The organism is Corynebacterium sp. NML130628, from assembly GCF_001875665.1.
In the GTDB taxonomy this organism is placed as follows: Bacteria; Actinomycetota; Actinomycetes; order Mycobacteriales; family Mycobacteriaceae; genus Corynebacterium.
Genome location: NZ_MLAL01000016.1, coordinates 303,995 through 319,493, shown reverse-complemented (window position 1 = coordinate 319,493; position 15,499 = coordinate 303,995). Strand labels below are relative to the sequence as shown.

Genomic DNA, 15,499 nt, shown 5'->3' with positions numbered 1-15,499 from the left:
TTAGTGCCTCACCATATTCTCAACGTATTTAGCAATGATATCGACTTCAATATTGACCATATCCCCTGGTTTCCACGCGCCTGCGGTCGTAGCCTCCAGAGTGGCCGGGATAAGAGAAACCTCAAACCAATCCTCGCCTACGGCAGTAACGGTCAAAGAGATCCCACTGATCGCGATGGACCCTTTCTCCACGACGTACCTCCGCATACTGTTGGGAAGGGAAAAGCGCAACAGATCCCAGTGCTCTGCAGGCGAGCGATGCTGCAAGGTGACCACTGCGTCAACGTGGCCTTGGACAATATGCCCGCCAAGCCTATCCCCGGCAGCCAGTGCCCGTTCAAGGTTCACGCGGGTCCCCTCCGAATACTCACCAATCCGAGAGCGCCGCAAAGTTTCCAACATGACGTCTGCCGTAAATGCGGTTTCGGTTGCTTCCACGACCGTGAGGCACACCCCGTCGACTGCGATTGAGTCCCCGAGGTTGACGTCTGCCAGCACGGCCTCAGCGCCGATACAGATCCGAACTGCGTCGTTGAGAGGCTCGATTGACACCACCGACCCGACTTCCTCAACCAGACCTGTAAACACTATGCAGTCTCCATTTCTATCAATACGTCTTCGCCAAGTCGGCGAACGTCGGAAATCTTGTATTCGAACGCGTCGCCTATCGTACGCGCCACTGCAGCGTCCAGCACCGATCGCCCCTGCCCCAGTAACTTCGGCGCAATATAGGCTTGGACCCTGTCAACGACGCCGCTGGAAATGAAGCTACGCAATAGGCTCGCCCCGCCCTCAACAAGTACGTCACGGGCGCCGAGCGCCCAAAGTGCGTCGCATGCTGCTTCCGGGGACGGATACTGCAAAAAGCCCAACCTGGTCAAATTGCCTGCAGGCACCTCCCGCGTCCCAACAACGACGCGGCGTGGCTGATGTGGATACAGCGTGCCATCTGCTCTACGCGCGGTGAGTGAAGGATTGTCGGCGATTGCGGTGCCCGTCCCGACGATGATGGCATCACGATGGGCGCGGTCACGATGTACGAACTGTCGTGCTGCGGTTCCAGTAATCCACTGACTCGAGCCGTCAATAGCTGCGGTGAACCCATCGAAGGTCATCGCAAACTTTGCCGTGACGCTCACCCGGTGATGGCGTATTGAGGAAATCCAGGGCTGCAGGGCATCAACACGGTGTGGCTCGAAGCGGACGTCAATACCCGCAGCTTGAAGCCGCTCAGCTCCGCCAGAGGCAACAGGGTTCGGGTCCGCCGTGAGATACACAACCTTGGACACGCCCGCAGCGACGAGCGCCTCTGTACAAGGCCCGGTCTTGCCTGTGTGGTTACACGGCTCTAACGTGACGACTGCCGTTGCACTTCTCGCCGCAGGACCTGCCGCGCGTAGCGCCTGGACTTCCGCATGCGGACCTCCTGCTGGGGCGGTCGCCCCGGTAGCAATGAGGCGCCCGTCGCTGTCGTAGAGAGCGCAACCGACGGGTGGATTAGGGCTCGTCGTTCCACGGACCGAATCGCCGACTGCGATAGCTGCTTCGATCACGCGATGCCAGCCGCTTCTTTCGCCATCCGGCGCAATGTGTCTACAGCTTGCGCTGGATTATCGGCGCCGAACACTGCCGATCCAGCGACGAACGCGTCGACCCCGGCTTCCGCTGCCTGTGCAATCGTAGCGTTCGCAATTCCGCCATCGATGCCAATGACTGTCGACAATCCAGCTGCCTGGATGTGGTCGCGAAGGGTAAACACCTTCGAAAGCACCTCGGGCATGAACTTCTGCCCACCGAAACCCGGTTCAACACTCATCACTAGCACCTCTTCAAAGCGCTCGAGGTCGTCGAGGTATGGCTCGATTGGGGTTCCGGGTTTAATCGCAAACCCCGCCTGTACTCCCAGATCATGGCACTGCTGTGCAGCAGCGACGTGATCATCCGTTGCCTCGACGTGGAAAATCATGCGATCGCCACCAGACCGGGCGTAGGTCTCGAACCAACGCTCCGGCTCCTCGATCATCAAGTGCATATCGAGGAATTGGTCGGTGACACCGTTGACGGCTTTTGTCACATCTGGCCCAAACGAGAGGTTTGGAACGAAGTGGCCGTCCATAATGTCCACGTGGAGCATGTCGGCGTTCGGAACTTTTTCGATATCCTCACCCAGAGCTGCGTAATTCGCTGCAAGGATCGACGGCGCAATATAAATCATGCCTCTACCCTAGTGTTTTCTTGCGAAGTACCGCGAAGAACATTGCATCAGTTCCGTGTCGGTGAGGCCACATCTGCACGCTCTTAAAATCGCCAACGTTCTCCATCGGCGCGACGAGTGGGTGCGCGTCACATTCTTCGACTGCACCAGAAGCCAACGCGGCGTCTACGATTCCGCGCGTCTCCCGAATATCCGGCGAACAGGTCGAATACAGGATCACCCCGCCTGGCTTTGCCGCGGCGATGGCAGTGTTCAGCAAGTTAAGTTGTAATTGCGTAAGCGAGGCGATATCCGATTCGCGCTTTGTCCAGCGTGCTTCAGGCCGACGCCGAAGTGATCCCAGGCCCGAGCAGGGGGCGTCGACAAGCACTCGGTCGTACCCTGTCTCGAGGGCGATCGCCGTGGCGTCACCCGTGCGAACGTGCACAGGTAAGCCTTTAGTTGCTTTCTCCACCAGTTGAGCACGATGTGGTGCGACCTCAATCGCATCCACACGCGCCCCGTCAATTGCCGCTAGAGAACCGATGAAAGCAGCCTTCCCGCCTGGGCCAGCGCAGAGGTCGAGCCACCGTCCCTGATCATCGGCGACTTCTGCTTGGACAAGCGCCCTTGCTATCAGCTGAGATCCTTCGTCCTGGACCGCAGCGAGTCCGTCACGAACCGGCTGCAACTCGCCTGGATTGCCCTCCGGCAAATAAACTGCGTACGGGGAATACTTGCCGGTGTCTCCTCCGGTGATGAGGGCTAGCTCCTCCGCGGAGATCTCGCCAGGTCGCGCAACAAGGTGCACGATTGGTCGTTCCGAGTCAGCCTCAAGAGCGTTCGCCAGTTCCGGGTCATCAGCATCAACCCCCAAGGTCGCGGCAAACGAACGCGCGATCCACACGGGGTGTGAGTGTTCGAACGCAATACGCTCCAGCGCGTCTTCTGGTTTACAGCTATCCATCCAGTGCTGGGGAGTTTGGCGGCTCACAGTCCGCAATACCGCGTTTGCAAAGCCCTTCGCCCCCTGACGCCCCGCGCTGATGACTAACTGAACCGACGTATCAACCGCGGCGTGCTGCCCAACTCTGGTAAACAGCAACTGGTACGCGCCAAGACGCAACGCTGCGCGCACCTCCGCATCCAGGCTCGCGATGTCGCGGGTCGAGCACTCCTGGAGGACAACATCAAGCACACCCAACGAACGCAGCGCGCCGTACGTGAGCTCTGTTGCGAAGGCAGCATCTTTCCCACGCACTTTGTGCGTGCGGAGGATACCCGGAAGCACAAGGTTTGCAAATGCGCCATCAACATCGACGCGCATTAACGTCGACCATGCCGCTTCCCTGGCGGGATCACCGATTTCTACCCGAGGTATTTCAGTGCTGGGGCGCTTCTTTCCTCTCTTTGGTGGCTGTTTGCTTCTTGGTGTTTCTTTACGACGCCCCGCAGACCTGGACCTAAATCCTCCACTCATGCAAACTTCACTCCCGCTTCCACGAACTCAGTTGAGAGGCCACGGCCCCACGCGTCTGCAGCCATACGCTTCTTCCCTGGTGGTTGAATCTCTTGCAGGATGACATCAACGCTGCCAGTTCCTACTCGTACCTGATTCTTTTCGACGGCAACTTCGCCCACTCCAAGCGTATTCGAGTCGCTGAGCGTCACAGGACCAATTTTAAAACGTTGTTCTCCGAGCATTGTCCACGCACCGGGACCCGGGGTGTATGCCCGGATCGTGCGATCAACCACATCGGCGTCGAAGTCCCACCTGATGCGGGCGTCTTTGCTTTGGATCTTCGGCGCATAGGTGCCTTCGGCGGGCTGTGGTCTAGCAACAACGCTGTTGGTACCGAGTCCGTCCATTGTTTCCACAAGCAAGTCTGCGCCCTTGTACGCCAGTCTGGTCAGGAGGTCATCTGCTGTATCGGTCGGCGCAATTGTTTCCTCGAACGTAGCTAAGATAGGCCCCGTATCGAGTCCTTCGTCGATGCGGAAGGTAGTAGCCCCCGTCGTCGTCAAACCAGCCAGGATTGCCGCCTGTACAGGAGCCGCTCCTCGAAACTCAGGGAGAAGCGAAAAATGAAGATTCACCCACCCATGTCGCGGTAAGTCTAGTAACGAGGCCGGAACGAGGTTTCCGTATGCCACAACGGGGATGGCATCCGGGGCCAACTCGCGTAACCGGTTCGCGATCTCCTCGTTGTTGCGAAGCGTTGTCGGTTCGAGCACCTCAATGCCGTGCTCAAGCGCGATTTGTTTCACGGGCGAAGGATGAAGCGTCCTCCCCCTCCCTTTTGGAGCATCTGGTCGCGTGAGCACCGCGACCACTTCATGATTTGACTTCAACAACGCTTCCAGGGCCACGACGGCTGGCTCTGGCGTTCCCGCAAACACAATACGCATTACTGCTCCTTCCACCACATGGATGTACGAACTTGAGACAATGCTAGTTTCTTTTCCTCTGCGGACAAACGCTCCAGGAACACGGTGCCGTCGAGATGGTCAGTCTCATGCTGGATGCACCGTGCAAGCAGTCCTGTTCCCAAGATTGCTACCGGACGCCCTTCTATGTCGACGCCATTGCAGACTACCGAGCGAAACCGATCGACGTTCGCTCGCACCCCAGGGATGGACAGGCACCCCTCGACACTAAGCTGCCGCTGACCATCAAGCGCCCTCCAGGTTGGATTGACGATATGACCTCGCATCCCCTGGCAGTCAAAGACGAACACTCGCAGGCTGTGACCAATCTGATTCGCAGCCAGTCCAACCCCTCCTGCGTCATCCATCGTGTCGAACATGTCGTTGACCAGTGAACGAATCCCGATACCGAACTCAGTAACCTCTTTTGCGACCTGGTTAAGCACGGGGTCCCCGAGTAGTCGAAGTCTACGAACTGTCATGGCTCGATAGTCTACCCAGCCGTAACATTGACGTTGCAACGCTATCCGATATGCAACGGGTCAACCTGCACCCGAAGCGGCAGATCCTGCTTCCGAGTAGCCCGACTGATTAACCCTGCCCGCAGTGCTCTCCCCAACCCGTTGCGGTCTTGCACCGGACAACGCACCAACATTCGTTGTGCAGGGCCATACTGTCGTTGATCCCAGGTACCTGGAAGCGTAACCCCGGATGGCAAATCCACCGGGCCTAACAGCTCAGTGTTTGGGGGCAGCGAAACATTGGCAAAATAGTCTTCCAAGGCAACCCGAGGAGCATCCACAACTGCGACGTGCGCAGTCGGCGGGAACGACACCTCTCGTCGGTGCTCTAATTCAAGCTCCGCGTACCCCGATGGGTCCCAACGAAGAAAAAACTGCACTACCGCGATCGCTGGGTCCGCCGTCACAACGACTTCTCCCCCACGTGTGTGTGGCTCGACCAGCGCTGCAGCTGCGATCCATTTGGAAAACGTCTCCTCCGCGGCGCGTAAGTCCGGCCGTTGCAGTAACGCCCAAGGATCCATCAAGACTGCGGCTCCATACCCGCCCTGTACGAACGGTTCTGCCCCGGGTGTCGCAACGACAAGCTGAGCCCGAGGTTCAACTTCTGCCAGTATCTTCTCACCTGAAGAGTTCCGCACCCGAACTTGGGGAAACGCTCTTCCGAGCTCCTCCGCAGTCCGGTCGGTCCCTAGCACCACCGCACGTAGCTTCCTCGACCCGCAGGCAGCACAGCGAAATGATGGATCGATTCGGCCACACCATCGACATGTGGGCGCAGAAGCATCCCCGCTTTGCGGTAACTCAAGGGGTCCGTTGCAGGAACGGCAGCGTGAAGGCGTTCGGCACTCCCCACATGCGAGAGCACGAATGTACCCAGCACGTGGTACTTGGAACAGCACTGGACGATCCCGCTCGAGCGCCCGGTTCGCAGACTGAAACGCCACCGAAGGCAGCCTAGCCTGCCTCGCCCGTGGGTCACGCTCCAACGCATAGTCTGAGTCTCCTGCCGCGTAGATTCGAGGCATCCGCTCCCGGATCGTAGTTTTCGACGCCTCCAACCCATGCATCCATCCAGATTCAACAAGCATTTGGGTTTCTGCGGTCCGCGCAACGCCGCCGATAATGAGCGAGACGTGCTCCAGCGCGGAGCGCGTCGTCAATACCTCTCGTGCATGGACATAGGGTTCGCGTGGGTCAACGAGGTTATCGTTGCCGTCATCCATAAGCACGAGCAGCTGGAGGTTCTGAACCGGCGCAAACGCTGCGGAGCGGGTGCCAACCACAATCCTGGCCTGTCCGTGCAGCGCCGAAAGATAGCGCGAATACCGCGCCTGTGGTCCCAGCGCCGAAGTCAGCGTGCTTATCTGCCGAGGACCTACAACTTGCTTTAGCTCCGCCTCAAGGCTGTCCACATCGCGTTGGTCAGGAACTACTACCAGTGCGCCGCCACCATCAAGCGCGACCTTGGCTACCAGGGCAGCTACCGCCTCCGCCCACGACGTGTCTGGCGCCACCTGCCACGCGGCGCGCACCAACTTCCCGGCCAGCACCGCGTCGACGAAGGATTCGCCGAATTGATACGTACTCCACGCTGAAAGATCAGGCTCGGTAGTTTCTCCGAGCTCTCCCCACGGCGTTGATGTGTCTGTCTCCTCGGCTTTCTTATGCCGAGGAGGGATAGCTGAGCGGTATATGTCAGATCTCACCCCGGCGTAGCGCTCGGCGAGTGCGTCAACAAGTTGACGAAGCTGGATGGGAGCGACTATCTCTGGGGAAATGACTCTCTCGAGATAACGGAGGCTACCCGCATGCTCGGGAGCATCTGTCCTATCGAGCACTAGTCCGTCGACGAGGCGACCTGCAAACCGCACCCTCACCCGCGTCCCCGGCTTCGCGTCCTCCGACTGCTCTTCTGCGACGTAGTAGTCAAAGGTACGGTCAAGTTGCACCAATCCAAGCTGCGGCAGCACCTTGGCAATAGGAAGGGTTGACGCGGGCTGTTTCGACATCAAGCCTTGCCTTACAGCCCTGCGGCTGCTCGCAGGTCGTCCACCTTATTGAGCTGTTCCCACGGCAAATCGACGTCTGTGCGGCCGAAGTGGCCATACGCAGCAGTCTGAGCATAGATCGGCCGAAGAAGGTCAAGCTCTTGAATAATCGCAGCAGGGCGCAGATCAAAGACTTTTTCAACCGCCTGCTGGATGGATTCATCTGTGAGTCCTTCGGCCGCGGTGCCGAATGTCTCAACGTAAAGTCCAACCGGCGTGGCCCTGCCGATCGCGTACGCAACCTGAACCTCACAACGGTCCGCCAAGCCGGCAGCGCAAATGTTCTTTGCTACCCAGCGGGTTGCATACGCCGCAGAACGATCAACTTTTGAAGGATCCTTACCGGAAAACGCGCCTCCTCCATGGCGCGCCGTGCCACCATAGGTGTCCACGATGATCTTTCGGCCGGTCAGCCCGGCATCCCCCATCGGCCCACCTAATACGAACGACCCAGACGGATTCACCAAAAGCTTGGTGTCTTCGGTGTAAAACTTCTCCAGTCCTGCGTCTGCAATAACCCACTCGAGCACATGCGTACGAAGCGCGTTTTCGAGGGCCTCCCCGACAAAGTCAGGGTCGTGCTGCGTAGAAATAACTACCGTGTCCAAAGCCACTGGCGTATCGCCGTCGTAGGCGAACGTCACCTGGGTCTTCCCATCTGGTCGCAGCCCAACGACGGTACCCATCTTTCTTACCTCGGTCAGGCGTCTTGCCAGACGATGCGCGAGAGCGATCGGAAGCGGCATGTACTCTTCGGTTTCATTGGTCGCATAGCCGAACATCAAGCCCTGGTCGCCGGCGCCAGTCTGGTTCAGTACTTCGATCGTGTCGTTCTCTCGGGACTCCTGAGAGAACGACACGCCATCAGAGATTTCAGCAGACTGATCTCCAATGGCAATATTCACCCCACACGTGCGGCCATCGAACCCAACCTCAGACGAGGAGAACCCGATCCCAACCAACTTATCGCGCACAATCTTGGCAATATTCGAATAGGCTTCAGTTTTCACCTCGCCGACGACGTGCACTTGCCCGGTCGTAACGAGCGTTTCGATGGCAACACGCGATGTCGGGTCCTGCCTGAGCATATCATCGAGAATCGCATCTGAGATTGCGTCGCAAATCTTGTCTGGGTGCCCTTCGGTCACTGATTCGCTGGTGAACAATCGGTAGTACTTACCAGAATCACGTGTAGACAAAGCGGTCTTCCTTTTGCTCTCAAATTCCTACGGAAAGTGGCCTGCGAAGACTGACAATCGCCGACCGTTGATTCAATGCACTTTAGGGTAGACCACTCGGTCTAATATTTCAAACACCGCACGCTATCGAGCGAGGGACTCAATCCTGTCAAACAAGTGCACTGCAACCACCAACTTCGTACCACGTGGAATCGAATGCTCATCACCTGAACTGTCAAGAAACCAGCCTTGGTTATGCATCTGGCCAAACACTGCCCCCTCTGAGACTGAGTTGACCATGAGACCGTCTACCCCTTTACGCTTCAATTTCCGCCGAGCGTTCTCAAGCTCGTTGTCGGTCTCCGCAGCAAACCCGATGATCGTGGCGTTGGTACCGCCTTCTTTCCGCATTTCGCCCAACCCCTGCAGAATATCGGGATTGGGTACCAAATCTACTTGTGTAAGCGCTTTGCTGTTTGCGTCCTTCTTCAGCTTTGTGTTGGATACGTTGCGAGGACGCATATCGGCAACCGCTGCAGCCATGACGATAATGTCGGCGTCGGACGCAAGGCTACGCATGACTTCGTTCATTTGTTGGGCCGTGGTGACGCGGTGGACTCTAGCCCCAGCGGGAATGCTTAACTCACTAGTAGCACCGGCGACTACATCGACGTCCGCGCCTCGTTGGGTCGCAATTTCTGCAAGTGCAAAGCCCTGCCTTCCTGAGGAGTGATTCCCCAAGAAACGTACTGGATCGAGCGGTTCGTGGGTGCCCCCAGCACTAATCAGGACCCGTTTTCCCTCCAACGATCGTTCAATAGGCCCTGTAGCTATGACCGTTTGTGTGAGAGCCACAATCTGTGAGGGATCAAGGAGTCGCCCCACGCCACTGTCTTTGCCCGTCAACCGGCCATGGGCGGGCTCCAGGACGGTGTATCCACGGGAACGAAGCACCGACACATTGTGTTGCGTTGCAGGGTTGTTCCACATCTCAGTATGCATTGCTGGTGCGATTACGACAGGACAAGTTGCCATGAGAAGAGTGGAAGTCAAAAGGTCGTCTGCGCGCCCTGTTGCAACACGCGCTAGAAAGTCCGCGGTGGCCGGAGCGACGACGATAGCATCTGCATCTTGCCCAATACGTACATGCTGTACCTCATCGACTCTCGAAAACACATCGGTATCGACTGGTGCACCAGAAAGCGCCTCAAACGTTGCTGCACCAACAAACTTCAGTGCATTCACCGTGGGAATGACGCGCACATCGAAACCTTGCTCACGAAAATCCCGGACGATTTGGCAAGCCTTATAGGCAGCAATTCCGCCTGCAACTCCAACGACAACTTTCTTCACTTCACTCATAGCAAGAAAGTGTACGCAAAACCCCGCAATCACTCCTACTGGGGAGCCATTGCGGGGCATGTGTACGAAAGTAAGAGAGCCTCTACAGACCTTCCTCATGTTCGAGCAAAGACGAGTTGATTTCGCGAAGCGCAATAGAAAGTGGCTTCTCACCCGGCTCTGGCGTGACCAAAGGACCGATGAACTCAAATACGCCTTCGTCAGAGTTCTGGTAGTAGCTGTTGATTTGGCGAGCACGCTTGGCAGCAAAAATAACCAATGCGTACTTCGACGACACCTTCGTCAGCAGCTCATCAATCGGTGGTGCGGTAATACCATCGGGCGTGTCGTACGCTTTCTCTTCCGCGTCACCCGCAGAGCTATCTTGCAACAGATCGCTGTTGATCGTGCTCAATTCAACCTACTTCTCGTTGTACTTCTATTAATTGACAGTGTCTCTGTGTTCCGGTCTTAGCTAGCAGATCCCTCAAGGAGATCCACTATAGCAGCAACAGCATCATCGATATCATCATTGACAACAATATTGTCAAATTCGTCCTGCACAGCAATCTCGTTACGCGCAGTTTCCAAACGACGCTCAATGACCTCTTGGGTCTCCGTACCACGCCCGGTGAGACGTTCGACAAGGATCTCCCATGACGGAGGCGCAAGAAACACAGTTGCCGCCTCTGGCATCATGCCCTTGATATTTCGCGCACCGACCAAGTCGACTTCGACGAGGACGGGGCGTCCGGCTTCCAACGCTTCTCGTACGGGGGAAGCCGGAGTACCGGAGCGCTGAAGGCCCCCATGGATATCGGCCCACTCAAGCATCTCACCCGCATCGATCTTCTGCTGAAATGCATCGGGTGTCACAAAGAAGTAATCTTTGCCGTCCTGTTCTCCTGGCCGTGGCGCCCGAGTCGTCATCGAAACGGAGAAGTACAACTCAGGAACCTCTTTCCGCAAGCGCTGCACAACGGTTGACTTCCCTACCGCAGAGGGTCCAGCCAGAACTACGAGATTGCCGCGTGAAGTGGGTGTCGACACTGGATTAGTCCTCGGAGAAACCAAAGCGCTCGAGCAGTGCGCGACGCTGACGGTCGCCCAAACCACGGAGACGGCGAGTTTGGGCAATTTCCAGCTCTTCCATGATCTCGCGCGCCTTGACCTTACCAACCTTTGGCAGGGCCTCCAGCAGCGCAGAGACCTTGGTCTTGCCAATGATCTCGTCGGTAGCTGCCTTCTCCAAGACCTCGGCGAGGTTGGTGTCGCCACGCTTCAGCGACGCCTTCAGCTCCGCACGCTGTTTGCGTGCTTCTGCCGCCTTCTCGAGTGCTGCCTTGCGCTGCTCATCGGTCAACTGTGGAAGTGCCACGGTTTCCTCCATGTAGATAGTAGTTCTATTCCTCCAGTGCATTCACACCGGACCGCGATTTACCAGCCCCGATAGTACCGGGTTAAGCAATCGGCTCCGAGCCAGTGTAGCACTAGGACGTTTTACACTTGATGTATTGCGTGGTGTTTAGCCACGTCAACGCATCGACGCACCTAAACTACCAGCAATTATGCAATCTCGTAAATAGGAACTTTTCCTATTTCCAATTCGCCAGGTCAATCGCACGTTTACGCAGTTCAACGTGGTCAGGGCCAGCAGCGAGAATCCCACGAGACATGTTGGGGTAAAACTGTTCAAGCCTCTGCCCTGCAATAGTGCGAACATCGCTGAAACTCGCTCCCTGCGCTCCAACTCCCGGCATCAGGACGGGACCTGAGAAACCAGAAAAGTCCAGCGGATAGGAAATCGTTGCGCCAACTACGATCCCTACATCACCAAGACTGTGCGATGCATTACTTCGGTATTCGGCGTTCAGCGCCTCGCATGCGTCGACCATGCTCTGTGCAATGGTGATGCCATCGATCCGCTTGGACTGGAACTCCTGGGCCTCAGGGTTGGAATTCGCAGCCATGACGAAAACACCTTTACCGTGCTCATGGGCGGTCTCGATCGCCGGGGCGAGCGAGCCCATCCCAAGGAATGGAGTGAGCGTAAGCGCATCTACCTCGAGGGACGAGCCAGGGCGCAGCCAAGCGTCGGCATACCCTTGCATCGTTGAACCGATGTCGCCTCGCTTCGCATCAGCAATGACGAGCGTCTCCGCGTCTCTGAACCTCTGGATGAGTTCTTCCAGGACCGTAAACCCTGCGGATCCGAAGCGTTCGTAGAACGCAACTTGAGGCTTAACTACAGCCACGTGGCCGGCGAAGGCTTCAACACAAATATCAGAGAACGAAGCAAGGCCCTCGACGTCATCTGCCAACCCCCACTCATTGAGAAGCTGTGCGTGAGGGTCAACTCCCACGCACAACTGTCCGTGCTTTTGGGCCGCGTTTTGTAAATCCTGTGCGAACGACACAGCTACTTTTCTCCGTTCTCCGACCTGGCCTCGGTCTCAAGTTCCTGCAGGCTCATCACGGCGATCTCATTGTCGCGCAGCGCTTCAATGCCTTGCACTGCTGCGGTAACACCTTGCACAGTCGTCATCAATGGCACGCCGTGTGCAACAGCTGCTGCACGAATGTCGTAACCGTCATGGCGAGCACCGGATGATCCGGCTGGTGTATTCAAGATGAGGTCGATGTCACCGTCATTGATGCAATCCACGATCGATTTGCCCTCGGCGCCGTTTCGCACGTCAGAAGCCTTGAGCACGACCTCGCAAGGGATGCCGTTTCTACGAAGCATCTGGGCAGTACCGCCAGTGGCTAAAATCTTGAAGCCCATCGTGGAAAGTCGCTGAATCGGGAAGATCAGCGTGCGCTTGTCGCGGTTAGCAACTGACACGAACACAGTGCCTTCCGTCGGGAGGGCACCGAAAGCTGCCGCCTCGGCCTTCGCATAGGCGACGCCGAAGGACGGTGCCAAGCCCATCACTTCGCCAGTGGATTTCATCTCCGGGCCGAGAATGGTGTCGAGCATCGCACCGTCTGGGCGACGGAAACGGTTAAACGGTAGGACAGCCTCCTTCACCGCGATCGGGTGCTCGAGCGGCAGTGAGCCGCCATCGTAGTCACTCGGGATCATGTTCTCGTTCTTCAGATCAGCGATGGTCGCGCCCATCATCACGCGGGCAGCTGCCTTTGCAAGGTGTACACCGGTTGCCTTCGACACGAATGGCACTGTTCGAGAGGCACGCGGATTGGCTTCAATCACGTAAAGAATGTCGTCCTTCAGCGCGAACTGTACGTTCATCAGACCCGTCACGCCGATCCCGTGTGCCAGTGCTTCCGCGGAGCGACGCACCTTCTCAATATCCTCAGGGCCAATGGTCATTGGTGGCAACGCACAGGCCGAGTCGCCCGAGTGGATCCCTGCTTCCTCGATGTGTTCCATGACGCCACCGAGGTACACGTCCTTACCGTCCGACAGGACGTCAACGTCAATCTCGATGGCGGAGTCAAGGAAGCGGTCCACAAGCACTGGGTGATCCGGCGAGAGTTCGGTCGCACGGTTGATATAGTCTTCGAGGCTTTGCTCGTCATACACAATCTCCATGCCTCGTCCACCCAACACGTAGGACGGACGAACGAGCACAGGATACCCAATCTCGTTTGCTACTCGACGTGCCTCTTCGAAAGAAACAGCCGTGCCATACGCAGGTGCGGGAAGTTTCGCAGCGTCAAGCACCTTGCCGAACTCACCGCGATCCTCCGCGGAATCGATGGCTTCGGGAGTCGTGCCGACAACCGGGACACCGGCGTCAGCAAGTCGCTGAGCAAGACCCAGCGGTGTCTGACCGCCCAACTGCACGATGACGCCTGCAACGGTGCCCGACAGGGACTCCGCACGGTAAATTTCCATAACGTCTTCGAAGGTCAACGGCTCGAAATAGAGACGGTCTGCAGTGTCGTAGTCAGTAGAAACGGTCTCTGGGTTGCAGTTGATCATCACGGTCTCGTAGCCCACTCGAGAAAGCTCCAGAGCTGCGTGGACACACGAGTAGTCAAACTCGATGCCTTGACCGATACGGTTCGGACCGGAGCCCAGAATCAGCACCTTCTCTTTTTCGGATGGGGCGACCTCGGACTCTGCCGCAGGGTCCCACTCGTAGGCGGAGTAATGATATGGCGTCTGAGCCTCGAATTCACCAGCGCAGGTATCAACAGTCTTGTACACCGGGTGAACGCCTAAGGACCAACGGAGTGAGCGCACACCGTCTTCGCCGGCGAGCTCAGGTCGAAGCGCCGCGATTTGTGCGTCGGAGAGACCAAACACCTTCGCTTCACGAAGCAGTTCAGCGTCGAGGACGGGGGCGTCGATAAGCTGCTGGCGGAACTCTACGAGTGCCGCAAGCTCGGCGAGGAACCAAGGATCAATCCCGCTGGCCTCGTAGACCTGCTCGATACTTGCGCCGAGGCGCAGAGCGAGCTCAATGTCGTACATGCGCTTATCTGTCGGGATGCGCAGGTCCTCGAGGACCGCAGCAACGTCATTCTCACGGCCTTCAGCAAAATAGCTGTCCGGCTTCGTCCAGAAACCATTCGGTTTCTCTTCCATGGACCGCATGACCTTATTCAAACCCTGAATGTAGTTGCGGCCAATGCCCATCGCCTCGCCAACAGCCTTCATGGACGTGCCCAGGGTCTCATCGGACCCGGGGAACTTCTCAAACGTAAAGCGTGGCATCTTCACGATGACGTAGTCGAGCGTCGGCTCGAAAGCAGCTGGGGTAACCCCCGTGATGTCGTTCTGGATCTCATCCAGCGTGTAACCGATGGCTAGCTTCGATGCGATCTTCGCGATTGGGAACCCGGTCGCCTTCGACGCAAGCGCCGACGACCTCGAAACGCGCGGATTCATTTCAATAGTAATGATGCGCCCGTCGTTCGGGTTGACTGCAAACTGAATATTGCAGCCACCCGTATCGACGCCCACTTCGCGGATAATCGCAATACCCTGATCGCGCATTGTCTGGAATTCCCTGTCCGTCAGCGTCATTGCTGGCGCGACGGTCACGGAATCTCCTGTATGGACGCCGAGCGCATCAACGTTTTCAATCGAGGCGATCACGATAACGTTGTCGTTGCGGTCGCGTACCAGCTCAAGTTCGAACTCCTTCCAGCCGAGGATGGACTCCTCGATCAGTACGTTCGCTTCTGGTGAGGCGTCGAGCCCTCCACCCGCGATGCGGTCAAGATCCTCCATAGTGAAGGCAAGACCGGAACCAAGCCCACCCATGGTGAAGGAAGGACGCACAACCACTGGAAGACCCAGTTCCTGAACTGTCTCGTGGACCTCATCCATCGAGTAGCAAACACGCGAGCGCGCGGATTCTCCACCGATCTTCTCGACGATGTCTTTAAACTTCTGTCGATCCTCACCTCGCTCGATGGCATCAATGTTCGCGCCGATCAACTCAACATTGTGCTTAGCCAAAATGCCCTGTCTTTCCAGCTGGATCGCCGCGTTCAGCGCTGTCTGGCCACCAAGGGTTGGAAGAATCGCGTCAACTGGATTTCCCTGCTCTGCTTCGCGAGCCAAAATCATGTCGATGTAGCTCGGCTCAATCGGTTCGACATAGGTGTGATCTGCGAACTCCGGGTCAGTCATAATCGTTGCAGGGTTCGAGTTAATAAGAGTGACGCGCAGTCCCTCTTCCTTCAGAACGCGGCACGCCTGCGTACCCGAATAGTCAAATTCACAAGCCTGACCAATAACAATTGGTCCGGAGCCAATAACCATCACATGGTTGATATCTTCACGCTTCATAGTCTTTATCTCCTCTA

At 57.1% G+C, this 15,499-nt stretch carries 14 protein-coding genes; all 14 read right to left on the bottom strand.

Annotation, left to right across the window (positions count from 1 at the left end; translation table 11 throughout):
* Positions 1-588, bottom strand: coding sequence for a riboflavin synthase (locus BJP07_RS04495; protein WP_083584079.1), 588 nt, complete (start codon positions 586-588; stop codon positions 1-3).
* Positions 588-1,550, bottom strand: coding sequence for a bifunctional diaminohydroxyphosphoribosylaminopyrimidine deaminase/5-amino-6-(5-phosphoribosylamino)uracil reductase RibD (gene ribD / locus BJP07_RS04490; RefSeq protein ID WP_143109674.1), 963 nt, complete (start codon positions 1,548-1,550; stop codon positions 588-590). Before ribD ends, BJP07_RS04495 begins: the two co-directional genes overlap by 1 nt.
* A complete protein-coding gene (gene rpe, locus BJP07_RS04485; protein WP_071566253.1) occupies positions 1,550-2,215 on the bottom strand; it encodes a ribulose-phosphate 3-epimerase in 666 nt (221 codons plus the stop codon). The genes ribD and rpe overlap by 1 nt, the downstream gene beginning before the upstream one ends.
* Before the next feature lie 4 nt (positions 2,216-2,219).
* A complete protein-coding gene (locus BJP07_RS04480) occupies positions 2,220-3,674 on the bottom strand; it encodes an RsmB/NOP family class I SAM-dependent RNA methyltransferase (RefSeq protein WP_071566252.1) in 1,455 nt (484 codons plus the stop codon).
* Entirely contained in the window at positions 3,671-4,603 is a 933-nt protein-coding gene (gene fmt / locus BJP07_RS04475) for a methionyl-tRNA formyltransferase (protein WP_071566251.1), read from the bottom strand. The genes BJP07_RS04480 and fmt overlap by 4 nt, the downstream gene beginning before the upstream one ends.
* Positions 4,603-5,103 (bottom strand): peptide deformylase, encoded by a 501-nt coding sequence (gene def, locus BJP07_RS04470; RefSeq protein ID WP_071566250.1) that lies wholly within the window; start codon positions 5,101-5,103, stop codon positions 4,603-4,605. Before def ends, fmt begins: the two co-directional genes overlap by 1 nt.
* Positions 5,104-5,144: 41 nt before the next feature.
* Positions 5,145-7,154, bottom strand: a complete 2,010-nt coding sequence (locus BJP07_RS04465; protein ID WP_071566249.1) for a primosomal protein N' — start codon at positions 7,152-7,154, stop codon at positions 5,145-5,147.
* A gap of 11 nt (positions 7,155-7,165) precedes the next feature.
* A complete protein-coding gene (metK, locus tag BJP07_RS04460) occupies positions 7,166-8,392 on the bottom strand; it encodes a methionine adenosyltransferase (RefSeq protein ID WP_071566248.1) in 1,227 nt (408 codons plus the stop codon).
* Between the two features lie 123 nt (positions 8,393-8,515).
* Positions 8,516-9,733 (bottom strand): bifunctional phosphopantothenoylcysteine decarboxylase/phosphopantothenate--cysteine ligase CoaBC, encoded by a 1,218-nt coding sequence (gene coaBC / locus BJP07_RS04455; protein WP_071566399.1) that lies wholly within the window; start codon positions 9,731-9,733, stop codon positions 8,516-8,518.
* Between the two features lie 82 nt (positions 9,734-9,815).
* A complete protein-coding gene (gene rpoZ, locus BJP07_RS04450; protein ID WP_369822318.1) occupies positions 9,816-10,118 on the bottom strand; it encodes a DNA-directed RNA polymerase subunit omega in 303 nt (100 codons plus the stop codon).
* A gap of 65 nt (positions 10,119-10,183) precedes the next feature.
* Positions 10,184-10,762, bottom strand: coding sequence for a guanylate kinase (gene gmk, locus BJP07_RS04445; protein ID WP_071566246.1), 579 nt, complete (start codon positions 10,760-10,762; stop codon positions 10,184-10,186).
* A gap of 4 nt (positions 10,763-10,766) precedes the next feature.
* A complete protein-coding gene (gene mihF, locus BJP07_RS04440; protein ID WP_070363511.1) occupies positions 10,767-11,090 on the bottom strand; it encodes an integration host factor, actinobacterial type in 324 nt (107 codons plus the stop codon).
* Positions 11,091-11,307: 217 nt separating this feature from the next.
* The gene (gene pyrF / locus BJP07_RS04435; protein ID WP_071566245.1) at positions 11,308-12,129 is read right to left on the bottom strand and encodes an orotidine-5'-phosphate decarboxylase; all 822 of its coding nucleotides are present in this window, start codon (positions 12,127-12,129) and stop codon (positions 11,308-11,310) included.
* A 2-nt stretch (positions 12,130-12,131) separates the two neighbouring features.
* Positions 12,132-15,482: a carbamoyl-phosphate synthase large subunit gene (carB, locus tag BJP07_RS04430; protein WP_071566244.1), complete on the bottom strand. Its 3,351-nt coding sequence runs from the start codon at positions 15,480-15,482 to the stop codon at positions 12,132-12,134.
* Positions 15,483-15,499 lie beyond the last annotated feature (17 nt).